Origin of the sequence: Fictibacillus solisalsi (genome assembly GCF_900103485.1) — a bacterium.
Classification (GTDB): domain Bacteria; phylum Bacillota; class Bacilli; order Bacillales; family Fictibacillaceae; genus Fictibacillus_C; species Fictibacillus_C solisalsi.
In genome coordinates, this window is the sequence record NZ_FNHW01000001.1 from 2961895 (window position 1) to 2983898 (window position 22004).

Annotated in this window: 23 protein-coding genes; 7 read left to right on the top strand and 16 right to left on the bottom strand. The window is 44.9% G+C overall.

The features are described from left to right. Positions 1-399: 399 nt before the first annotated feature. From larC to BLT53_RS15065, 6 genes are read right to left on the bottom strand one after another with little or no spacing between them, the layout of a single operon-like run. Positions 400-1290 (bottom strand): nickel pincer cofactor biosynthesis protein LarC, encoded by an 891-nt coding sequence (gene larC, locus BLT53_RS15040; protein ID WP_090235946.1) that lies wholly within the window; start codon positions 1288-1290, stop codon positions 400-402. Continuing rightward, positions 1271-1966, bottom strand: a complete 696-nt coding sequence (larB, locus tag BLT53_RS15045; protein ID WP_090235948.1) for a nickel pincer cofactor biosynthesis protein LarB — start codon at positions 1964-1966, stop codon at positions 1271-1273. The genes larC and larB overlap by 20 nt, the downstream gene beginning before the upstream one ends. A gap of 13 nt (positions 1967-1979) precedes the next feature. Further along, positions 1980-2816, bottom strand: coding sequence for an ATP-dependent sacrificial sulfur transferase LarE (gene larE, locus BLT53_RS15050; RefSeq protein WP_425284688.1), 837 nt, complete (start codon positions 2814-2816; stop codon positions 1980-1982). Beyond that, on the bottom strand, positions 2782-4065 hold the full coding sequence (larA, locus tag BLT53_RS15055) for a nickel-dependent lactate racemase (protein ID WP_090235949.1): 1284 nt from the start codon (positions 4063-4065) through the stop codon (positions 2782-2784). The genes larE and larA overlap by 35 nt, the downstream gene beginning before the upstream one ends. A 29-nt stretch (positions 4066-4094) precedes the next feature. Further along, positions 4095-5225 (bottom strand): 2-keto-3-deoxygluconate permease, encoded by a 1131-nt coding sequence (locus tag BLT53_RS15060; RefSeq protein ID WP_090235950.1) that lies wholly within the window; start codon positions 5223-5225, stop codon positions 4095-4097. Further along, entirely contained in the window at positions 5215-6384 is a 1170-nt protein-coding gene (locus BLT53_RS15065) for a glycerate kinase (RefSeq protein WP_090235952.1), read from the bottom strand. The genes BLT53_RS15060 and BLT53_RS15065 overlap by 11 nt, the downstream gene beginning before the upstream one ends. Positions 6385-6527: 143 nt before the next feature. Here BLT53_RS15065 and BLT53_RS15070 point away from each other — a divergent pair, with 143 nt between their 5' ends. Both BLT53_RS15070 and BLT53_RS15075 read left to right on the top strand, forming a co-directional pair. Continuing rightward, on the top strand, positions 6528-7643 hold the full coding sequence (locus BLT53_RS15070) for a CdaR family transcriptional regulator (protein ID WP_090235953.1): 1116 nt from the start codon (positions 6528-6530) through the stop codon (positions 7641-7643). Between the two features lie 102 nt (positions 7644-7745). Then, positions 7746-8207: a universal stress protein gene (locus tag BLT53_RS15075; protein WP_170834364.1), complete on the top strand. Its 462-nt coding sequence runs from the start codon at positions 7746-7748 to the stop codon at positions 8205-8207. Positions 8208-8273: 66 nt separating this feature from the next. Here BLT53_RS15075 and BLT53_RS15080 read toward each other — a convergent pair whose 3' ends face one another. After that, the gene (locus tag BLT53_RS15080) at positions 8274-8825 is read right to left on the bottom strand and encodes a peptidoglycan-binding domain-containing protein (RefSeq protein ID WP_090235956.1); all 552 of its coding nucleotides are present in this window, start codon (positions 8823-8825) and stop codon (positions 8274-8276) included. A gap of 153 nt (positions 8826-8978) precedes the next feature. On the opposite strand from BLT53_RS15080, the gene BLT53_RS15085 reads away from it, so the two are divergent. The 4 genes from BLT53_RS15085 (at position 8979) to BLT53_RS15095 (ending at position 11498) form a co-directional block, all read left to right on the top strand. Then, complete coding sequence (locus tag BLT53_RS15085; protein ID WP_090235958.1) at positions 8979-9461, top strand: hypothetical protein; 483 nt, start codon at positions 8979-8981, stop codon at positions 9459-9461. A 66-nt stretch (positions 9462-9527) separates the two neighbouring features. After that, a complete protein-coding gene (locus BLT53_RS15090) occupies positions 9528-9806 on the top strand; it encodes a hypothetical protein (protein ID WP_090235959.1) in 279 nt (92 codons plus the stop codon). Between the two features lie 240 nt (positions 9807-10046). Beyond that, on the top strand, positions 10047-10178 hold the full coding sequence (locus BLT53_RS25640) for a hypothetical protein (RefSeq protein WP_280138806.1): 132 nt from the start codon (positions 10047-10049) through the stop codon (positions 10176-10178). A gap of 213 nt (positions 10179-10391) precedes the next feature. Further along, positions 10392-11498, top strand: coding sequence for a response regulator aspartate phosphatase (locus BLT53_RS15095; RefSeq protein WP_090235961.1), 1107 nt, complete (start codon positions 10392-10394; stop codon positions 11496-11498). A 171-nt stretch (positions 11499-11669) separates the two neighbouring features. Here the strand turns inward: BLT53_RS15095 and BLT53_RS15100 are convergent, their stop codons facing one another. The 9 genes from BLT53_RS15100 to BLT53_RS15140 all read right to left on the bottom strand — a co-directional run bounded on the left by BLT53_RS15100 (position 11670) and on the right by BLT53_RS15140 (position 21040). Continuing rightward, positions 11670-13262, bottom strand: coding sequence for a long-chain-fatty-acid--CoA ligase (locus tag BLT53_RS15100; protein ID WP_090235962.1), 1593 nt, complete (start codon positions 13260-13262; stop codon positions 11670-11672). Between the two features lie 107 nt (positions 13263-13369). Next, complete coding sequence (locus tag BLT53_RS15105) at positions 13370-13747, bottom strand: glycoside hydrolase family 2 protein (RefSeq protein ID WP_139168412.1); 378 nt, start codon at positions 13745-13747, stop codon at positions 13370-13372. Positions 13748-13815: 68 nt separating this feature from the next. Beyond that, positions 13816-14127: an AtuA-related protein gene (locus BLT53_RS15110; RefSeq protein ID WP_090235964.1), complete on the bottom strand. Its 312-nt coding sequence runs from the start codon at positions 14125-14127 to the stop codon at positions 13816-13818. Positions 14128-14129: 2 nt separating this feature from the next. Beyond that, the gene (locus BLT53_RS15115; RefSeq protein WP_090235965.1) at positions 14130-15467 is read right to left on the bottom strand and encodes an acyclic terpene utilization AtuA family protein; all 1338 of its coding nucleotides are present in this window, start codon (positions 15465-15467) and stop codon (positions 14130-14132) included. A 38-nt stretch (positions 15468-15505) separates the two neighbouring features. Continuing rightward, positions 15506-16366 (bottom strand): HpcH/HpaI aldolase/citrate lyase family protein, encoded by an 861-nt coding sequence (locus BLT53_RS15120; RefSeq protein WP_139168413.1) that lies wholly within the window; start codon positions 16364-16366, stop codon positions 15506-15508. 10 nt (positions 16367-16376) lie between these two features. Then, positions 16377-17534 carry a CaiB/BaiF CoA transferase family protein gene (locus tag BLT53_RS15125; protein ID WP_090235968.1) on the bottom strand — a complete coding sequence of 386 codons (1158 nt, stop codon included), beginning with the start codon at positions 17532-17534 and terminating at the stop codon, positions 16377-16379. Positions 17535-17557: 23 nt separating this feature from the next. After that, positions 17558-18856 (bottom strand): CitMHS family transporter, encoded by a 1299-nt coding sequence (locus BLT53_RS15130; RefSeq protein ID WP_090235970.1) that lies wholly within the window; start codon positions 18854-18856, stop codon positions 17558-17560. A gap of 51 nt (positions 18857-18907) precedes the next feature. Next, a complete protein-coding gene (locus BLT53_RS15135) occupies positions 18908-19828 on the bottom strand; it encodes a hydroxymethylglutaryl-CoA lyase (RefSeq protein ID WP_170834365.1) in 921 nt (306 codons plus the stop codon). Positions 19829-19861: 33 nt separating this feature from the next. Beyond that, positions 19862-21040 (bottom strand): CaiB/BaiF CoA transferase family protein, encoded by a 1179-nt coding sequence (locus BLT53_RS15140; RefSeq protein WP_090235973.1) that lies wholly within the window; start codon positions 21038-21040, stop codon positions 19862-19864. Positions 21041-21257: 217 nt separating this feature from the next. Here BLT53_RS15140 and BLT53_RS15145 point away from each other — a divergent pair, with 217 nt between their 5' ends. Then, positions 21258-21929, top strand: coding sequence for a GntR family transcriptional regulator (locus BLT53_RS15145; protein WP_090235975.1), 672 nt, complete (start codon positions 21258-21260; stop codon positions 21927-21929). Positions 21930-22004: the final 75 nt, after the last annotated feature.

The window sequence follows — 22004 nt, forward strand, 5'->3', positions numbered from 1 at the left end:
TTCGTCATTTTGAAAGCGTTACCATCGTGCCGCAAAAAAATAGAAAAGTAGAATAGCGGAGGACTGACAGTTTTACATTATAAAACTCCGTTCTGTTACATTCACAAACAAAAGACACTGCCTTCCTTACAGAAATGATAATTGTTTTCTGGAGATGCAATGTCCGGGTTGTTTTATAATATAAAACCGTGTTCTGTTTAACTGAGAATATCATAGTATATCTGGTCGAAGGATGTCAATCCGTTTTTTTATTTTTCTGAAAATAGTTGCATTTTACTATTTTTAATACAAAAGTGTTGGATGATTTTACTGGTATTTGAAGTAAATTGGAAAGTAAATCTCTGAATTTGGACAGTAAAATGCACGGGAGATCGCTGTTCCGCTCTCTCCCATGCTTTTCTACTTCGCTTTCTCTTCAAAAAGGATTGCTCTCAGCACATTCGGATGCTCAAAGTCCTTTTGTCCTGCTCCATATCCGATTTTCTCGATGACAAAAGGCGGCATGTAGCCATAGTTGTCAGCAAGCGCCTTTAAGAAGCCTGCTCCTGTTGGTGTGGTCAGTTCGCCTTTTACATGGAAAGCTTCAAGCGGCACTCCTTTAAGAATCTCGGCCGTCGCGGGGGCCGGGATGGGATAGAGCCCATGCGCCATTTTCACCTTGCCATAGCCCGTCGGGACTGGTGAGGCTATAATTCTATCAACCTGCAAATCTTCGAGCGCCAGGCATACTCCGATCACATCGATAATAGAATCCATGGCGCCCACCTCATGAAAATGAACCTCTTTTGGATCCATTCCGTGAATCTTACCCTCCGCTTCGGCGATAACTTCAAATACATGCCGGCTCCGTTCCTTTACCCGAACAGGAAGCTCACTTGTGTCAATCATTTCCAAAATCATTGATGCTTTTCGATGAACATGGTCATGGTGGTGATGATGTTCATGTTCATGCTCATGATCGTGATGGTGATGATGTTCATGCGAGTGGCCGTGGTCATGATGATGATGATGGTGATGGTCATGCGAGTGGCCGTGGTCATGGGTATGGCTGTGGCCCTCTTCTTGGACATGTGCGGTACCTGCCAGTTCCGCTTCCTTAAACTGGAGATCAAGCAGGTTCGCTGAAATCCCTCTCTTATCGACTTTCTTTGTATCCATGTGAAACGAATCAATCGGAAGCTGCTTCAGCTGCTCTGTTACGTAGGAAAGATCAGCGCCAAGGTCAAAAAGCGCAGCGAGTGTCATATCACCGGAAATGCCGTACTGGCAATCAAGATAAAGCTGTTTCATTGGCAACCCCCTCATTTGCGAGTTTTAAAATAAGAGCCGCCTGATAGGCCGCACCAAATCCATTATCGATATTCACGACACTCATTCCGGACGCACAGGAGGTGAGCATGGCGAGAAGTGGAGTAAGACCCTGTAAATGAGCACCATATCCCACAGAAGTTGGCACCGCAATAACCGGACGCTGAACCATGCCTCCGATCACACTCGGCAGAGCTCCTTCCATACCGGCTACAACGATCAGCACGCTTGCTTTTGTGATGTCTTCCCGATAGGCCAGCAGCCGGTCAATGCCCGCTACCCCAACATCATACAGCCGGTTGACTTTGCAGCCCATCCAATCAGCAGTAATGGCCGCTTCCTCTGCTACAGGAAGGTCGGAGGTGCCTGCCGCGACAACCATGACATCTCCGCCGTATTTATCACGCGGAAGCCCGTATAAAAGTATTCTGGAAACGTCGTGATAGTCTGCATCAGGATATACGGCGAGCAGCACTTCTGCCTTCTCTTTGGAAAGTCGGGTAACCATAGCTTTTCCATGGGTCTCAATCAGGGTTTCCATGATTTTTTTAATCTGATCTGCTGTTTTTCCTTCTCCATAGATGACTTCAGGATAACCGGTACGCTTCTCGCGGTCCAGGTCCACCTTGCTGAAGCCGAGGTCTTCGAATTTTTTCATGAAATCTCCTTCTCTACGTTGTTTTGGTTTCTGCCAGCACTTTGTTCATACTGCCGCTTTTATAGCCGGTCAAATCCATTGTTACATAGCTGTAGCCAAACTCCTGCAGCTGCTTTGTAATTTCTCCGTGATGTTCAAGAAGCATTTTCATTTCGCCAGGTTCTACTTCAATTCTGGCAATGTCCCCATGCGTACGGACCCGTACCTGACGGATGCCGATGGCACGAATGGCCTGTTCGGAACGGTCTACTTTTCTCAGCTTCTCGATGGTAATTTCTTCTCCATAAGCAATTCTTGATGAAAGGCAGGCAAAGGAGGGCTTATCCCACGTAGGAAGCCCCATCTGCTGAGAAAGCTCACGTATTTCACTTTTGAACAAACCAGCCTCCTGGATCGGCCCCCGCACATTGTACTCTCTTGCCGCTTTCGTTCCCGGCCGGTGTTCTCCCATGTCATCAGCTATAAGGCCAAACGCAATATTTTCGTAGTGATATTCATGCATGATCGGGATCAGATGCTCAAACAAACTCTTCTTGCAAAAGTAACAGCGGTTGGAGGTATTTTCTGAATAGCCGGGAATACTGAGCTCTGATGTCTCTATAACTTCATGGCGTGCGCCAAGCATCGCTGCGTACCGTTTTGCCTCCTGCAGTTCCTCAAACGGATAGGTCTCACTGTCTGCGGTGACCGCCAGCACGTTTTCCTTTCCAAGCGTATCAATCGCGACTTTCAGCAGAAAAGTGCTGTCCACCCCTCCGGAAAAGGCGACCACAACGGTTTTCATTTCACGTAAAATCTCCTGCAGCTTTTCATACTTATCCAACAACAGAACCCCTCCGTTCTTCCACATAAGGAATGGTTAGCGGCCCGAGTGGAAGCACCGCTATGGTCATCTCAGGTCCGTATTTCTCTTTTAACTCTTCCAATGTCTTCTCAATGTCATGGGTCGGCATCAGGATGGCTCCCTTCACCTGCTCATCGGTCAGCTTCGAATACACATAAACATCCGCCCACACCTGGGTAACTGCCTGCTTTTGAACCTGCCACTGATCGAACATTTTAAATTCGGGATCGTTGATCAGATCCAGCAGCTCCTGAGGTGTTTCGGCGAATTGAAAAATTTTCGAGTAATTCCCGTGGTCCGGCAGACCGTCGGAGCATTCGGAGGCAACGATGATCGACCCTCCCTCTTTAACAATCTTGTGAGCCGCACTCATTCCTTTAACCGCTTGATACAAATTTTGGTCAAGCGGATAACCGGAGTTGGAGGTGATTACCACGTCAAACCGCTCCTTGCAGCGGATCATGGCATGTTCCTTGGCAAACGCACAGCCTTTGTCATGGGCCTCATACAGCTCGCCGGCGAATACATTGGTAATTTCCTTTTCCCGGTTCAGCGTCACGTTCAGCATAAAATGCGGCTTGCACATCGCATTGATTTCCCGTGTCATCTCCTGAACCGGGTTATCCTCCATGTTGCCCCAGGTGGAGCGCGGATCCCCAATCATTCGTGCATTATGAAAGGTCATAATGGTTTCTATACCGGCAATGCCAGGCATGATGCCTTTTGGGCCGCCCGAAAATCCGGCAAAAAAGTGGGGTTCAATGAATCCCGTAACAATGCGGAAATCCGCTTCCACATAGTCCTTATTCAAATAGACGTCGCAGCCGAACTTGCTTCTTCCCACGTTGACGAGTGAATCCAGGTCATGACAGTGATTATTGACAATCTTGATATGGTCGACGACCCACTGGCCGAGCATTTGCACAAACTCTTCCTCAGTCTGGTCGCGGTGAGTCCCTGTCCCGTTGATGATTACAAAGTTTTCAAGAGGCACGTGATCCAGTTCCTCAATAAGCAGAGGAACAAGCACGTCATTTGGTGTCGGTCTTGTAATATCGCTGATTACAATCGCTACTTTGTCTGTTGCCTTGACACTTTCCTTTAGTGAAGGTGCACCGATCGGATGCCTCAACGCATTCAAAACCGCCTGCTCTTTGTTCTCAACTCCCGGAAGGTTGCTCGGTTCCACAACAAACGAGTTTTCAGGAAGATTCAGTTTCAGCCCTTCTTTTCCGTATAACAAAGTTGTCTCCATATATTGTTCTCTCCTTTTTTAACTGTCCATTACGCTGAAGTTGGAGGTGCGCTTCTCTCTTTTTGGTCCCTGCCTTCCAATTCAAACTTCTCCAGCTTGCCGTCAATTCCTCTCGTCTTTTGCCATTTATCTACAAGAATTACCGCAATCGGACATAAAATGGCCGTTGTCAGTGTGGCGATGGAAATTTGTGCGGTGGCAATGTTTACAATATCCTGGTAGGATTGGGCTTCTGCAGCACTCATCATTCCAGATCCGGCTGCAACAGAGGCTGCTGCCGCAATGGCCGCAGGGGTACCTGCCGCATTTCCTGCCGTGGATGCTTCCGATACCGGTGCAATGAAGCTCTTTTCTTTAAATAATTTAAATACAAGGATTCCCGTAAATGCCGTTAAAATCGTGGTCATGAATCCAATGGTCAAACCCGCTGTAACCACGGATGGATTGAAGAAGCTTGCAAGATTCATTCCGGCTCCAAGAGCAAAGGCGAAAAACGGTACAGGCAGGATTTCTCCCGCTTTCAGGAAATCCCGGATATCTTCATCCAGGTTTCCGAGGATCATTCCGATGGCAATCGGCAGCAGTACGGCAATAAAGGCTATGATCGGAAAGCTTGACCCCAGCAGTCCAAGTGACATGAGTGTAAAAAACGGCCCGTCATTCAGTGAAAGCACCGCCACCGCCCCTACATCGGAACGGTTCCCGTACTGGCCGGTAAGGGCCGCATACATTCCGCCGTTTCCATTCGTCATGGCCGCAATAATCGCCAGTGTAGAAAGTCCGAACAGCCCGTCCATCGGATCGAAAAAATAGCCAAAGAGCAAACCGACGGCCAACCCCGTTAAATACTTCGAAGTGGTTAGCATGATCCCTTTTTTCAGTGCTGCTCCTCCAACCCGCAAGTTCATCTGGCTTCCCGCACAAAACAGGAAGAGGGCAATCAAAACGAGCGCACTGTCTTTAAATAGTTCCTGAGAGAAGCCTCCTATACGCAAAAATTCGTAGTAGCCCTCTTCTGTTTTAGCAACTCCAAGCGATTTTAAGAAATTCATCACCGGCTTCAAATGAAGCTGGTCAATAGTATTCAGTAACGCCCCGAATAGCAATGGAACGACCATTAGTCCTCCAGGTACTTTTTCAATCGTTTGTTTAAGTTTCATAGTGTAGAACCTCGCTTTCGCTTGTTGGTTTATCATAAATAAACGTTCGTACAACCTGTTCTGCACTATACTCCAGCAATTGGGATGATTGTTCCATTGCTTCTCGAAGGGTTAGTGGCTGCTGAATGATGCTCGTGATGCTGATAATGCCATATTGATAAAGAATGTCCACGCCATCACCGACCGAGCCGGCAAGGATAACGGTTGGAACGTCCTTTTCTTTTGCCTTCTGCGCTACGCCCATCGGCGTCTTTCCGGAGGCCGTTTGAAAATCGACCCTGCCTTCTCCCGTTATGACCAGATCAGCACCATCAAGAGCTTTAGGGAGGCCTGCATACTCCGTCACGATATCAACGCCACGCTTCATCTGAGCGGAAAAAAAGGCCTGAAATGCTCCTCCGATTCCGCCCGCTGCCCCGGCTCCTGGCAGGTCATGCAATCTTGTTCCTGTTAGTTCTTCCACTTTATCCGCCCAATGAAAAAGGTTTTGATCCAGCACGCTTACCATATCTGCTGTTGCTCCCTTTTGCGGGCCAAAAACGGCTGAGGCACCGGTTCTCCCTACAAGCGGATTCTCGACATCCGACGCAATGAGGAAGGTACTGTCCTTGATTCTCCGATCAAATTCTGTGTCATCAATAACCTCCAGATGGCTAAGCTCTCCGCCCCCCGGTCCGATGCCGGCTCCATTTTTGTCCAACAGCTTCATACCAAGCGCCTGGAGCATACCTGCACCGCCATCATTGGTGGCTGACCCGCCAATAGCGAGAATAAAGGAGCGGAATCCATCATCCAGTGCCTGTTTGATCAGTTGCCCAGCCCCGTAAGTGGTAGAGGCCAGCGGATTAAGTTCCTCTGGTGTAAGCAAGCAAAGCCCTGAAGCTTCAGCCATTTCGATCACACACATGCGGGTACCGCCCAATACGCCATAGGATGCGACAACCTCTTGTCCCAGCGGACCGGTTACCTTCACTTCTTTTTTCTCACCGGCAGTCGCAGCAACTAGTGTGTCCATGGTTCCTTCTCCGCCGTCAGCGGCCGGCACAAGGACTGTTTCAATTGAAGGGTCCGCCTTCTTTACCCCGCGTTCGATCGCTGCTGCTGCTTCCATTGCCGATAAACTTCCTTTATATGAGTCTGGCGCAATAACAATCTTCAACCCTGAACCTCCTCAGAAAACGCTTTCATTTTGTGATTGACTATAGTATACTTGTCTGAATATTATAAATCTATGGTTAAAACCTCTATAAATCACTTTTAATTTTTATGATTTTTTGTAGAAAGTAACTAAAGGAGAACATCATGCTAACGACGGAAATCGCGGAAATGATTGTAAAAGAAACCTCTGCCCGGCTAAACCGCAATGTGAATATTATGAGCAGCAAGGGCATCATCATCGCTTCTTGTGATTCATCGCGCCTCTATCATATTCATGAGGGTGCTCTGGAAGTGCTGCGAAGCGAACAGACTTTTACTGTTCCTATGGATCATGAGGGAAAATGGAGAGGCGCCCAGCCAGGGATTAATCTGCCTATTGTCTTTGACCAGCAAATTGTCGGGGTCATCGGCATCACCGGTAACCCCAAAGAAATAAAGGATGTAGCCGGACTGGTGAAAATGACCACAGAGCTCATGGTGAAACAGTCGTATATGACCACCCAGACGGAATGGCAGCAGCGGACAAAGGATATGATTATCGAGGACTTGCTTAGCGAACAGCCGTCTATCGAGCATGTTCTCCGGCGGCTTGCCCTTCTGAAGATTGAGCTGCCCCCCATCCTCCAGACACTTGTTATTGAACTGGATGAAGGCCAATCCTTGTCCCGTTCGGTGCTTATACAGCAGCTTGAAAAAGCAGCAGGATCCAATCATTGCCTGGCAGGATTTGTTCATACCAAACGGTTGTGTATAGCCTTTTCCTATCAAAAAGAATACGAAGGAAAAAAGAAGCGAGAGGCGGTCCTGCAGGTATTGAAATTCAACCATTTCAAATTCCGAATGGCCTCCAGCACCCCGTTTACAACTCTGGAATTATTTCAACAATCGTATGAAGATTGCATCCTTGCTCTTGAAATTGGTGATCCGCAAGAGGAGGTACTCTCGTTCGCAAAGCTCGAAGCCCAGGCACTGATCCATCAGTTGAATCCTGTGGCAGCTGCCAGGCTTTCACGCCGTGTATTGCTAAACTCTGTGCTTTCATTAGCCGGTACACTGCAATGCTTTTTAGATCACCATCTGAATTTGCAGCAAACCGCAGACAGCCTCCACATTCACCGGAATACACTCATCTACAGACTCAACAAAATAAAAGAAGAAACCGGGTATGATCCCAGGAAGTTCAAGGATGCCTTTGCCCTTCAAATGGCACTCTGGATTCTGGAAAAGGATAAAAAAAGGAAAGAGCAAGTCCACGGTTAGGACCAGCTCTTTCCTTTTTTGTTTAGGAAAACCCAAAACAGGCTATGGGATAAATACAGGAACATCTCGGCCCGCCGGTATTTTGCAAAGGAGGAGAGTCAGGTGAAATACGGAAAAGTTTTGATCGCGCTTGACGGCTCGGATGGAAGTCAGCAAGCCCTGCAATATGGAGCAGAACTGGCAAAAAGCACAGGAAGCGAGTTGACGCTCGCCCATGTCTTGGCTGAACCCGCCTACCCGCTTTATGGGGAAGGGTTTACAATGGCAGCCTACAAGGGATCAATCGAGCAGGAAGTAAGGGACGCCGCCACTTCCGAAAAAGGACACGGCGAGGAGCTTTTGGAGGAAGCAAGAAACACAGCATTACACTATACAGATCATGTAAAAACTGAAATTCTAGAAGGAGAAGCAGCACGGTCCATTTGTGACTATGCAAAAGTTCATGATATTGACTTAATCGTCATGGGGAGCCGGGGCCTGAGCGGACTGAAGCGTATGGTCCTTGGCAGTGTAAGCCAACAGGTGTTATCAGAAGCGGAATGTCCAGTGCTCGTAACCAAGTAAAGAGAAAGAAAAGCTTGCAGACTAGTAACTATAGCTGCAAGCTTTTTCGGCTGCCCAAACGCTAGATTAGTCGTGCAGTACTTTATCCAGGAGAATTCGTGTAGGAGCATCAAAAACACCTGTATCCTTCAGCTCTGGATATTTCTTTTGAAACTTGAGGACCGCCGCTTTCGTTTTCGGGCCATAAATGCCGTCCACACTGAGTGAAGATCCAATTTCATTCAGTGCTTTTTGAAGAATTTTTACCGCGTTCCCCTTGCTGCCTTCCTTTAACACGATTTCCGGAAAGCCGTAAGAGTTTACTTTTTCAGATAGAGCAGCATGCGTTTTTTTCCCATAGATTCCATCCGGCACCAATTTTGCGCTCTTTTGAAAGGCAATGACAGCTTTCTTTGTTTTTGAACCAAAGATTCCGTCTGCTTTCAATCCGGCATTCATCACTTTATTTAATGCCCATTGAAGGATTTTTACGTTTTCTCCGTGGTCACCGGATTTCAAAACTCCTGACTTTGGCAGTTGAAATATGGAGTAATCGGGGGCAGTCTGGGCACCGGCCACAGAAGGAACTCCCATAAGCAATGCAGAAGCAGTTAAAACAGAAGCAATCATTTTTTTCATTTTTAAGACCCCTCTCTTTTTATCACCGTGAAAATTGGATTACACCTTATTAGTCGATCAAAACCAATAAAAGTTACACAAAAGTTGGAAATCAAAAAAATCGAGGGAAGTGAGTGTTTGACGATTATAAAGGACCATAGGAAGCTTTTCATATTGGCTGCCGTGCTTTTCGTCAGCCTGGCCGGACTGGGATGGTATTACTTGTCAACAGCTTCTGTAACCGAAGAGGTCGAAGCCACAGAACCCGGAGGGGAGGTGCCTTATAGCACACTGATCGCTTCCACCCATCAGTACTACAATAAAACGCTTTGCTATGACAAAGATAAAGCAATCAACTGGGCGGATCAGCAAACTCACGCCCTTGAACTGGTGAATGAACTCCATTCTGTTATGGTGAAAAATAAAACGGTAAACAAGGATTTCCAGAATGCCAGAAAACTGGCTGAAATCGTATCCAAAGAGAAGGACAAAACAGCCTTGCTTTACTTGCACAGAATCTTTCATGATCTGGACAAGGCCGTTAATCATTACAAACAAAAAGATGATTTCGGATACACCTACACCGGAACAGGAAAACGTCTATTTGGCGGTGGTGTTAACAAAGTCGAGCATTACCTTGCTGAGAATAAAAAATGATGGGTTTACACAGAAAACGGGTATAAAAGAGTATAGATCACTTAACTTAGCTGATGGAGGTAAATTATGAAAAGCTCAACCAGAAACATATTGATAGGATCAGCACTGTCTACAAGTGCCGCACTTGCCATTAACTCCTACCGGTTAAAAAAACGCTCACCAAATGTTTTGCCGGACGTGGATCACAAAAGAAGCCTGCGGGTTGACAGAATGGAAAGCGTGGATGCAAACAAAGATCCTGAGGAAAAAGGATTAACACAGCTTGATTCTGCCTACAGGTCGGACTGGCAGGCTAACGGCTTTCCGCAAACTCATATGGAATTGGAAGAGCTTGAAAAGAAATAACCCAAAAACGAGATCCCCTGCTAACTTTGTGCGGGGGATCTTTTCATTCAGGGAAAAATTAGTAAATAAGACCAGTGTATTTTTTTAGAAAATTGAAGCGAATTACCCACACTTATCCTATTAATATTTGCTATTATTGTTGTAAATTGTAAAACCTTGTTGAAGGAAGGAGGTCAGGGGGGTCTGACATCTTGTAGCTTCAGCAGACTGAAAACTAAAAATATTTTAAGGGGTGTCAATATGAAGAAAATGACAGGTGCTCTTGTTGGTATTGCAATAGCTGGCGCTTTATTGATTGGTGGCTATATCGCGGAACACTCAGCCGTACCGAATGCTGAACACGGGAAAACATTTTCTACAACGATTGGGTAACCAGAAGGTTGCACTTGTGCACACCCAGACATTCACATAGCATCCAGGGAAGAGAGAGAGATCTCCTTCCCTTTTTTATTTGGCTTAAAAAGTAGGAGAAAAGGAACGGGTAATTTTTCTATCAATTGCGACAATTGACTCAATCGTCAAAAAGCACGATATGCTAAGATTGTGTTAAAATGTAAATTTATGCAAAAAGGTGGGGCGAATGTTATGGAAGTAGAGTTGACGAGTACGGATCAGATGATTCAGCTGCTAAACAGCTGGTACCGTGAAATTCTTTCACAAAACCTCGTAGAATCCCGCAGACTCAAGCTGGAAATCGACGAAAAGATTGAAAACATGGAGATTGATCCTACCCAGACTCTTTTTATCTATTACTCTTTATTATGCTTCAGGTATCAACTGCTGATCGACGATTTATGGGAGGCCAGGTATACTCTGAACCATATGAATGAAGGGCAAAAAAGAGAAACCGATGACTTTTTATCCTATTACTTTCACTTTTTCAAAGCCATTTATGCCACAGAAACCGGAAATTATCTCGAAGCTAAGCTTCACTACCAGCTCGCTGAAAAACGTTTAAACCTTTTTACGGATGACATTGAAAAAGCGGAGTTCAACTATAAAGTCGCCACCTTTTATTATCATATACGCCAGCCTCTGCTTGCTGTCCGTCATGCCCTTAAAGCCAAAGAGTATTTTGAGGACAAGCCCGGTTACGAAGTAAAGCTTGCCGGCAGCGAAAATGTCATTGGCCTGGCCTCCACTTCGTTAAAACAATTCAGAGAAGCTGAAGATCATTTTCTTTCTGCGCTCGACATCCTTCGTTCCAGCACACTGAAAAAAGAACCGTTTGAACTGAAAATCCGATATAATCTGGGAATGCTGTATGCAGAGCAAAACTACTCCGAAAAAGCGCTCGCTCACTTAAGCGAGGCATTTGAAGAGAAAAGCACAGATTATAAAACCACCTATCTGATTGCCCGTGAACAAGTAAAGCTAAGAAATTTTGAACTGGCCAATGAGTGGATTACACTTGGCTTAAAAATCGCACGGGATGCACAAAACGAAGAATATATTCATCACTTTTCCATTCTTAGCGACTGCAATCATTCGGCTACCGCAGAACAGCTTGAAAAAACAGCATCTGATGCTCTTACCTATTTCGAATCCATGCAGTTATGGGGTTATGTGCAGGATTATGCGGAAATGCTCGCCTCCGAGTTTTACATTGTCTCAAATGACAAAAAAGCGAGCAAATACTTTCATATCGCCTATACGGCCAAACAAAAATTGCTTAAGGAAGCAGGCAGCTGACACGTTCAGCTGCCTTTTTTACGTTTTTCGGGGGCTGTGGAGGTGTGCGACTGTTGGTTGCGGAAATGTGCCCATTCGTTGCGGTTCGACAAAAAACAGTTGCATATCACATCATTTTCATAAAACACCAAACCAAAAAGAGGCCAGGCAAGCCCGGCTCTCTCTGCAAAACTAGTTTACCAGCTTTCCTTTATTCTCCCAGTAAGCTTTTCTGAGATGAACCTTCTGGATTTTGCCGGATGCGGTCTTTGGAAGGTCATCGACAAACTTAATGATCGTCGGTGCCTTAAAATGGGCCATCCGGCTTCGCGCAAAAGTAATGAGTTCATCTTCACTCACCACATATCCCTCCCTGAGCACAACAACAGCCTGAGGAGTTTCTCCCCACTTATCGTGCGGTACGGCAATCACCGCTGCTTCAACTACAGCCGGGTGATCATACAGCACCGCTTCCACTTCAATCGATGAAATATTTTCACCACCTGAGATAATAATATCCTTTTTACGGTCGGCGATCTCGATGTTTCCTTCCTCATCAACGAACGCCATATCGCCTGTATGATAAAATCCATCGCGAATCGCCTTATGGGTCTCTTCCGGGTTATTCCAGTACCCTTCCATCACCGTGTTGCTGCGAACAATGATTTCACCAATCTCTTTTCCGTTCGGTGTTACTTCTTCACCGTTTTCATTGACCACCTTCACTTCGCTGCCAATAAACTCATAGCCGGCCTTGGCTTTAAGCCGATACTTTTCTTCCGGAGACATATCCTGCTGGGTGTCCCGGATAATCGAGGTGGTGATCAGCGGAGCAGCTTCTGTCATGCCGTAGACCTGAATGAATTCCCACTTCAGCTTTTCTTCCACCGCTTTAACAAACACTGGAGGCGGCGCGGAACCCGCAATCACAATTCGGATATTTTGTTTTGTTTTGGCTTCCTCAGCCTGCTGTTCGGCATACTGAAGCAGTCCGTTTAAAACCGTTGGCGCCATATGCATAACCGTGACACTGTTCTCTTTTACCTTTTGAAAAATATCAGCCGGCACTACCTTTTTCAAGAACACTTGAGTAGCACCGTTTGCCGTGTAATAAAAAGGCGAGCCCCAGCCATTCACATGAAACATTGGCAATACATGCAGCAGGACATCATGATCCGATACACGCAGGTGATGCTGTGTTGTAAGCGCATGCATAAAATTGCTGCGGTGTGAGAGCATAACCCCTTTCGGTTTGCCTGTCGTTCCACTCGTGTAAAGCAGTGTGGCCAGATCATTTTCATCCATATCCGGCCGATCAACGGGATCTGATTCAAAACTGCTGAGCCATTTTTCATACGATCTCAAGGCATCCTGATCCTCTTCCAAACCATGGACGAAAACCGCTTCTACAGTAGTTAACTCATTAAGAACCGGTTGGATAAGCTGAAGGAGCTCATCATCAACAAATAATACTCTTGTGCCACTGTGATTGAGGATATACAAATAATCCTCTGGCTTCAGGCGTGTGTTCAGAGGCACCATAACCGCTCCCAGCTGAAGCACTCCATAGAACCCTTCATACATCTCGGATGTATTCGGTGCCAGATAGGCCACACGGTCACCCTTGTTAATCCCCGCTTCCTGCAATCCGCGTGACAGCTGATTAACCCGGTCGTTGATCTCTCTGTATGTATACGTTCGTTTTTCCCCTACAATCGCTGCTTTCTTTCCATAAACCTTAACAGCACGATCCAAAAATTGAGGCAACAGCATTGGTACATTCAAGAATCTATCCCTCCAGGTTCTAAATTTTCTAAATTTTTACTCATTATATCATAGACCCATGAAAAAACTGACCCAAAAGCCTTTTACAGCGCCCGGGTCAGCCCTATTTACCTTTTCATAAAATCATACATGGACCGAGCGTCCATGCTCCCTGTCACCCCAGTGACAAGCGCTCCATCTTTCCGCTCGAAAAATTGAATCCTCTTTGGTCTTCCAGGAATCAAATCAAAATAGTTATCAGAGAACACACCCTCGATTTCCGTGGAAAGCCAAACCTGCTTGGCCAGCGTTTTCGTTTCAATCATGTATTCAGTGTCACTGACCCTTGTTATAGACAGCACCGGCTTCTCAAGCTTTAATTCTTTTCCCGACAAAAAATAGTGTTCCTTGCAATCTATAACATTTTCATCTGCAACAAGCTCTGTCAGCAAGACCAAGGTTGATAATCCAAAAGAATTAAGATAGCATCCTAATTTTTCACTCATTTTCCGTTATTTTTGATTTTTCAAAAAATAAGAGATGGACTTAAAGGCACCTTAAAATCCACCTCGCGTCAGCTTTCCAAACTGATTTCCATTTCCAATAAATAAGAACTTAAGCTTTTTCCATGCCGGTCGAGTGAAAGGGACCGGGTTACCCCTCCCCCTAAGGCTTCCTGCATCACAAAATTCATCGCTCCCATTTTAGGAAGCTCATAACGGATTACTTCTCCTTTTACAATATCTTTGAAATGATTTTTTACCCTTTCTGCTGTAACGGCTTGCCTGAGACGCTCGTAATCTTCTAAATGATAGACGATTAAAGAAACGTTTGAAATATTTCCTTTATCCCCGGTGCGGGAGTGGGCCAGTTCTTTTAACTTCATCCTTACAACTCCTCAAATACAACATCTACCCGTACATTCGCCTCTGGTATTAGAATGGAAGCTATTGAAATGACTTCTTCCACATGTACACGGACACCCCCGCCCCCTGCTGGGCCATTGGTATATAACGCCTCAACTTCTTGCCCGATTGCCATGGCCTCTTTTCTTTCTTCACACCTTGCAGCCACACGCAAACGAACCTCAGGGATGAGATTCGTGGATGTCTGCTCTCCGTACAAGGAGGAGGTTCCAATAAAATCCGTTTGTAATTCTTCATACGAAAGGTCCGTGTACGCTATTCTTTTTCTAACGATTTCCTCTGCGAGCCTTGCACGGTTCATACATCCTGAACCGCCATAACTAATTTCTGCTTCCACAATATACCCATCCTGATAGCCAACACTCGTTTTATAGTAGCTGCTCTTTTGTTTACCTGAAATTCCTTTTATGATTATGTTGTTTGCACTAATTTCTTCCACTGTTGCTTGTGAGAAATCTGCAACAACATCTGGTGTTAAATAATTTTCGGGATCATGAATTTCGTAAAGCAGTTGTTCTTTTACTGTAGCTTTTGAAATCAATCCTCCTGCTTCATCAAGCTTGCTTACTGTAAAATCGCCATTCTCACTGAATTCTGAAATTGGGAAACCCGCATTCCACAGTTCAGGTACATCCTTATAGCCAGGTTCAGCAAAATAGCCTCCTGTAACTTGCGCTCCGCATTCAAGGAGGTGACCGGCTGCAGTAGCTTGTCCCAAACGTTCATAGTCGGTCCATTCCCAGCCGAATTCATGGATCAGCGGGGCGACCGTCAATGAAGGATCGGATGCTCTCCCCGTAATAATAATATGGGCACCTTCCTTTAAAGCCCTGGCGATCCCCTCAGCTCCTATATAAGCATTGGCAGAAATAATGTCAGGATAGCGTTCTCTTAACGGCTTTCCTGTTTCCATTATGGTTGAATCCAGGTATTGCTCTATGTTTAAAAAAACATCATCTCCGGTAACTGCCGCTATTTTCAGGTTCTGAAGGCCCATTTTTAAGGCCATTTCTTTGACTGCTCTGGCAGCACCAACCGGGTTTGCAGCTCCCATATTGGTGATCACTTTGCAGCCCTTTGAAACACATAATGGAAGCACCTTTTCCATTCTGTATTCCAAAAGCGGGTTGTAGCCTTTTGAAGGATTTTTTTGTTTTTCTTTTTGGGCCAGTGCAATGGTCCGTTCAGCTAAACATTCAAAAATGATATAGTCAAGGTTCCCCTTTTCCATTAAGTCCAGTGCAGGCTCAATCCGATCACCGGCATATCCTGCACCCCCGCCTATTCGTATGGCTTTCATGCTTTTTTCTCCTCACCTTTACCATGTTTAGTTGATTATCATGAATGAGTTTCAACAGCAGCCAGCATTTTTTTTGCTTTGTCCACAATGGGCAAGTCGACCATTTTACCATCCAGCTGCAGTACACCCTCTCCCTTTAAAACAGAGGTTTCAAACGCTTGAATCAGCCGTTTGGCATGAGCGATTTCTGCTTCCGTCGGTGCATAGACTTGGCTGAGAAGCTCAATTTGGGAAGGATGTATGAGCAGTTTTCCTTGAAAACCCAAGCCTTTGCTGGCTCTGGCCTCCTTTATAAAGCCATCCGGATCTTTTATATCAGCAAAAACCGTATCAATTGGCGCCTTCAAACCAGCTGCTCTTGATACAACAACCAGTTGCGAACGCGCATATAATAATTCCGTCCCTTCCTTGGTTAAATGGGCCCCAATATCCAATGCAAAATCCATGGAACCAAATGCGAGACGCTCGACTCGCCGGCTGGCTGAAGCAATTTTATATGCGTTGTACAGACCACAGCCTGTTTCAATGATAGGAACAATTTTGATTGTTCCAGTATCAATCTTTCGTTCCTCTTCCAACTCGCTGATCATTCTGTCCAGTAACGCAATTTGTTTTGTGTTTTCTGCTTTCGGCAATACAATCCCGGTAAGGTTATTGTGTATCATATCAATAACATCTTCCTGAAAATAATCAGAATCAAAGCTATTTATCCTTACATAATTCACTCGGCCGGCATGTTCAATCGTTCTTTTCACATGGGTTCGAGCCGCTTTTTTTTCATGTGGAGAGACAGAGTCCTCCAAATCGTATATAAGAACATCTGCATGCAGTGAGACTGCCTTCATTAACTTCTTTTCATCCGATCCCGGAACAAACATCCATGAAAAGGATTGTTCCATATTCTTCACCTCACCTTTTTCCCATTTCAACTGCCATACCGAATTCTCTTAAAATGGTATCTGTATGTTCCCCGACAGCTGGAATGGGACCCATAACTGGCTTCATATCAGCAAACGTAACTGGCGGAATAAGAGCTTTCAGCGGTCCTGCTGGTGAACCTATCTCTTTCCAGCGGTCTCGAAAAGCTAATTGAGGGTGCTCAATAAATTGTTTTATGGTATTTAAATACGCGTTCGCTATTTCAGCTTTCTCCAGCCTGGTTACGATTTCTTCCGAAGTGAGATTGTGAAACACCTTAGAGATCAGTTGTTGCAGCTCTGTTTTGTTTGACAGCCGTTTTTCATTGCTATGAAAGTTCTCATTGTCTTTTAAATCCTGATCCTCCAGCACAAAGTCACAAAACTTTGCCCATTCCCGTTCATTTTGAACGGCCAGGAAGATGAACTTTCCATCTCCTGCCAAAAAAGGCCCATAAGGAAAAATCGTGGCATGGCTTGCACCTGTTCGCTCCGGTTCATGTCCTCCATACTCTGTATAATAGAGAGGATACCCCATCCATTCCCCAAGTGCCTCGAGCATGGATACCTCAAGCACGGTTCCTTTGCCCGTCCTGAAACGCGAAAGCAAGGCCGTTAATATTCCTGAATAGGCGTACATGCCTGCTGCTATGTCGGCAATAGATATCCCTGATTTGGAGGGTGTTTCGTCTGTTCCGGTTATTGAAACGACTCCTGTTTCACATTGGATTAAAAGATCATATGCTTTTTTATCTTTGTAAGGTCCATCAGACCCATATCCGGAGATGCCGCAGATAATCAGATGAGGATATTTTTCCTTCAGCACACTGGCACCGAACCCCAGCCGGTCGACAGCCCCCGGCTTCAGGTTCTGGATAAAAACATCCGCCTCCGCGAGAAGTTTGTCCAGAATATCCCGTCCCTCAGAAGTTTGTAAGTCTATAGCAATCGATTCCTTGGACCGATTAAGCCAGACAAAATGACTGGAAAGACCTTTTACCGTCCGGTCATACTGACGGGCAAAATCTCCGGTTCCCGGCCTTTCCACTTTAATCACCCTTGCACCGAGATCAGCCAACTGCCTGGACGCAAAAGGTGCAGCAACGGCCTGTTCAAGAGAAACAACTGTAATTCCTTGCAGCGGCAGCATTTGTATGCCTCCTTTCCTATTCTTTACAGAGAGATGGCACCGGTAAGAAGCGCCACTACAGTCATAACGATGGTGGTTCCAAATGCCCATAAGAAAATACTTTTTTGAAGATCACCCAATTCCACCTTACATAAACCGAGAAGTACAAAAATGGAGGGGTTCATTGGGCTTAACGGGAAACCGGTTGTTGCATTGCCTAACAGGGCTGCTCTTCCTATTTCCAAAGGATCGATGCCGAAAGAAGCTGCCGATTTACTCACAATAGGAAGAACACCATAATAAAAGGCATCAGGAGAAAACACCAAACTGAGCGGCATACTGATCACAGCGATTAATGCCGGCAAATGCGGGCCCATCCATTCCGGGATCAAAGATACAAAAGACACGGCCATTGAATCCAGCATTTTGGTTCCAGAAAGAACTCCTGTAAAGATCCCCGCTGCAAATATGGTAAAACAAACCATAACCATACTTTTAGCATGAGTTGCAATTTGTTCGTTTTGTTTTTTAACATCTGGAAAATTAACAATTAAGGCGAGAGCGAAGGCAAGAATAAACAACACGGGGACAGGCATAATGTCCATAATGAGTACGGTGACCAATACTGCTGTAAGAATGAAATTAAACCAGAACATTTTGGGAAGAACCGCTGACGGGGCTTCCAATGAAGCAGCTGTCTCTTCAGCTGCACTTCTCCCGGACCACTGTACAATGCCCAACCGTTTACGCTCTTTCTTACCAAGAACATAAGAAACAAATACGACCCAGATCATGCCCGAAAGCATCGGAATGATGATGGGATTAAACAATTGTGATGACGAAGCATCCAGGGAAACCATGGCTCTGGCAAGCGGTCCACCCCATGGAATGATGTTCATCACTCCTGCCCCAAGTGCAACCGTACTGGCTAAGATTAGAGGGTTCATCCCAAGCTTCTTATAAATTGGAAGCAATGCAGTAATCGTGATCATAAATGTGGCAGAACCATCTCCATCCAGTGCCACAATTAAAGTGATAACTGCCGTGGCCATTACAATTTTGAGAGGATCTCCTTTGGTAAGTTGAATTAATTTTGCGATCATGGGGTCAAATAGCCCCCGGTCAATCATCAATCCAAAGTACAAGATGGAAAATCCAATCATAATTCCAGTAGGCGTTACTTTCTGAACGCCTTCAAGCATCATTTCTCCCATTTCAAGCCTGAATCCGCCAATCAAACCAAACACAATAGGGACGAGTGCGAAGGCGATTAAAACAGACACCTTCTTGGTCATTACAAGGTAAAGAAATGTTGCAATCATAAGAAAACCTAAAATAGCCATGCCTAACCTCCTTATTTTCTAAAATGGAAAGCGATTACACTTCGGGACGACTTATGAAACCGTCTGTACATGCCCTTTATTAGTGATCTGCTGTAAATGACCCGTCAATGAACGCTTTGTCATTGATTTGACCAATTTTACACAGTCCATTAATTTTTCAAAATGAACACCTGTTTGGATTCCCATCTCATGAAGCATGAAGACAAAGTCCTCTGTGGAATCATTGCCCGCTGCTCCAGGAGCAAATGGGCATCCTCCCAATCCGCCAATAGCTGTATCGAATGATGACACGCCAGCATGAAGGGCTGCCAGGGAATTCGCCTTTGATAAGCCGTATGTATCATGAAGATGAGCGGTAATTTTTGCTGTAGGTCCTTGATCCAAAACTCTGGAAAAAAGTTCATAAACCTGTTTCGGATTGGCGCGGCCAATCGTATCACACAAGACAATTTCATTAACTTTCATTTCTTCCAGTTCTTTTACCATGGCTAATACAGTTTCCTGTGACACAAGACCCTCATATGGACAGAAAAAAGAGGTGGCAATACTAAAACGCACAAACATTCCCTCTTCCTTTGCAGTCTCATTAACAATGGAAAGCTGACGCAAAGATTCTTCCACAGACATCCTGACGTTGTTCTTATTAAATGTTTCGCTCGCTCCTGCTACCAAAGCAATTTCTCTTACGCCGGCCTTCTTCGCCAGTTCAAACCCCCTCAGATTAGGGATAAGAGCCAAATATTGAATGTCATTTTTCTTCATCATGTTTTGATATACCTCTGTGGCGTCTGCCATTTGAGGTACATGTTTAGGAGAAACAAAGGATGTTGCTTCAATTCTTTTAAGCCCGGTTTCAGACAAAGCATTAATGAGCTCCAGTTTTTTTGCCGTCGGTATAAACGTTGTTTCGTTTTGTATTCCGTCCCTCGGCCCTGATTCGAGTATGTCCACTGATTTAGGCAGGTTTATCACCTTTTGTCCCCTCCGCTTCCGCAACTGAATTTCCTATGAATCTATTGGTTGTTTTGCAATTTCCAATTTTTTGAGCACTTCATCCGTATGTTCTCCAAGTTTGGGGCCAGCCCAGTTAATTCGTCCTGGAGTTTTGCTCATTTTCGGAACAATACCCGGCACTTTCAGTTTTCCTAATCCTTCAACCTCCATTTCACAAATCATATCCCGCGCATTAAAATGAGGATCCTTGAACATATCTTCCACGTTATAAATTGATCCTGCAGGGATGTGATGTTCATCAAGAATCTTTAATGCATCCTCTAAATTATGCTGAATGGTCCATCCTCCAATGACTTTATCCAAATAGTCAGCATGCTGCGCCCGGTCAAAATTCGTAGCATATTGCGGCTGATCTCGCATGTCTTCACGTCCAATGGCATCCATCAGCCTTTTAAAGATTCCATCCCCATTTGCACCAATCACAATATACTTACCGTCTTTGCACATATACGTGTTCGATGGGGTAATTCCTGGCAGCGTGCTACCCGTTCGTTCCCGGATGATCCCATACTGGTCATACTCCGGAATGGCGCTTTCCATCAAGCTGTAAACCGCTTCATAAAGCGCAACATCCACATATTGCCCTTCTCCTGTCATACTTCTGTGGTATACTGCCATCAATGCGCCTATTACTGCATATAAAGCGCTTACAGAATCGCCCAAACTGATTCCAACCCGTGTAGGCGGCCGGTCGGGATAGCCTGTGAGATATCGAATCCCTCCCATGGCTTCTCCGATGCTTCCAAATCCAGGCTTATTTCGGTACGGTCCGTCCTGGCCATAACCTGAAACACGAATCATGATGAGACCAGCATTCACCGCCTTTAAATCCTCATAGCCAATATTCCATTTTTCCAGCGTGCCCGGCTTAAAATTTTCAATAATGATATCCACTTCTTTGGCCAGACCTTTAATGATTTCCTGACCTTCTGATGAGCGCAGGTCCAATGACACACTTTTCTTGTTCCTTGATTGTACATACCACCATAAAGACGTATCTTCATGGAGCATTCTCCACTTTCTTATCGGATCGCCCTTTTCAGGCGGCTCCACTTTTATAACCTCTGCTCCAAAGTCGGCCAGTAATCTGCCGGCAAACGGGCCTGCAATCAAACTTCCTAATTCCAGTACTTTTAGCCCCTTTAAGGGTCCCTCTTTAATTCCTGCCATTTCAACACCTCGTTTCAATTAAAAGCAACTTTTTATTGATTAAATTTTCTGAATAGTTATAATAATAACTATTCCATTTCTTATTGTCAACGGTCAACCGTTTACATTTTTTCATTGTACTTTTAGTAATTGTTTAATAACTGATCTAGTTATTGTAAACTGAAGTAGTAAATAGCAAAGATCGGTTGAAATACCTGTAGTCTAGGAGGTCTTGGATTTGAGGGAAATTCAGAAAACAGAGCTGCTTCACAGCCAGGTTTATACCATTTTAAAAACGATGATTATGGAGCGTGACTTTGCTCCAGGGGAACGTTTAGTGGAAACAAAAGTTGCAGTACAGCTTGGAGTCAGCAGAGGGACTGTAAGGGAAGCCTTTCAAATGCTTTTAAAAGACGGGCTGTTAACACGGAACAACAACGTCATTTCTGTTTATAACCCAACGGTGCAGGATATTGTTGACGTATACCAGTGCAGAGAAAGCCTTGAATCATTAGCAGTAAAACTGGCCACTTTTCATATAACAGATGACCAATTAAAACGCCTCGGCACCGTCCTAAAAGAATCTAAAAAAGCAGTGAATGAAAATAATACTCAGACTCTTACTAATCTGAACCAGGAATTTCACGATTTAATAGATATTGCTTCCCACAATCAACAGCTGATTCAGTTATGTGATGTCATTAAAACTAAGACACTCTATATTCGAAACAATGTCTTAAAAAACCATTTCAAAAACTTTTCTGATTTTGTTGATGATCATGAACGGATTTATCTTGCTATTAAAGACCATGATGCGCAAAAAGCTGAAAATGAAATGAAGACACATATTGAAAAAAGCTTTAAAACCATTCAAAGTGCATTAGGTGCCATTCCAACAGCTGACCATTGACAATGAGATAAAAAAAGGGTAACCGCAACGACTGCCGTTACCCTTTTTTGATGAATTATTGTATGCTAAATAAAC

Bases quoted from the DNA above. Each gene is read 5' to 3' on its own strand.
- BLT53_RS15095 (WP_090235961.1), top strand. From the start codon at position 10,392: ATGGAAGTAGAGTTGACGAGTACGGATCAGATGATTCAGCTGCTAAAC.
- BLT53_RS15070 (WP_090235953.1), top strand. From the start codon at position 6,528: ATGCTAACGACGGAAATCGCGGAAATGATTGTAAAAGAAACCTCTGCC.
- BLT53_RS15120 (WP_139168413.1), bottom strand. From the start codon at position 16,366: ATGGAACAATCCTTTTCATGGATGTTTGTTCCGGGATCGGATGAAAAG.
- BLT53_RS15090 (WP_090235959.1), top strand. From the start codon at position 9,528: ATGAAAAGCTCAACCAGAAACATATTGATAGGATCAGCACTGTCTACA.
- larA (WP_090235949.1), bottom strand. From the start codon at position 4,065: ATGGAGACAACTTTGTTATACGGAAAAGAAGGGCTGAAACTGAATCTT.
- larE (WP_425284688.1), bottom strand. From the start codon at position 2,816: ATGTGGAAGAACGGAGGGGTTCTGTTGTTGGATAAGTATGAAAAGCTG.
- larB (WP_090235948.1), bottom strand. From the start codon at position 1,966: ATGAAAAAATTCGAAGACCTCGGCTTCAGCAAGGTGGACCTGGACCGC.
- BLT53_RS15140 (WP_090235973.1), bottom strand. From the start codon at position 21,040: ATGGCAGGAATTAAAGAGGGACCCTTAAAGGGGCTAAAAGTACTGGAA.
- larC (WP_090235946.1), bottom strand. From the start codon at position 1,290: ATGAAACAGCTTTATCTTGATTGCCAGTACGGCATTTCCGGTGATATG.
- BLT53_RS25640 (WP_280138806.1), top strand. From the start codon at position 10,047: ATGAAGAAAATGACAGGTGCTCTTGTTGGTATTGCAATAGCTGGCGCT.
- BLT53_RS15115 (WP_090235965.1), bottom strand. From the start codon at position 15,467: ATGAAAGCCATACGAATAGGCGGGGGTGCAGGATATGCCGGTGATCGG.
- BLT53_RS15080 (WP_090235956.1), bottom strand. From the start codon at position 8,825: ATGAAAAAAATGATTGCTTCTGTTTTAACTGCTTCTGCATTGCTTATG.
- BLT53_RS15110 (WP_090235964.1), bottom strand. From the start codon at position 14,127: ATGAAGTTAAAAGAACTGGCCCACTCCCGCACCGGGGATAAAGGAAAT.
- BLT53_RS15105 (WP_139168412.1), bottom strand. From the start codon at position 13,747: ATGAGTGAAAAATTAGGATGCTATCTTAATTCTTTTGGATTATCAACC.
- BLT53_RS15130 (WP_090235970.1), bottom strand. From the start codon at position 18,856: ATGGCTATTTTAGGTTTTCTTATGATTGCAACATTTCTTTACCTTGTA.
- BLT53_RS15060 (WP_090235950.1), bottom strand. From the start codon at position 5,225: ATGAAACTTAAACAAACGATTGAAAAAGTACCTGGAGGACTAATGGTC.
- BLT53_RS15125 (WP_090235968.1), bottom strand. From the start codon at position 17,534: ATGCTGCCGCTGCAAGGAATTACAGTTGTTTCTCTTGAACAGGCCGTT.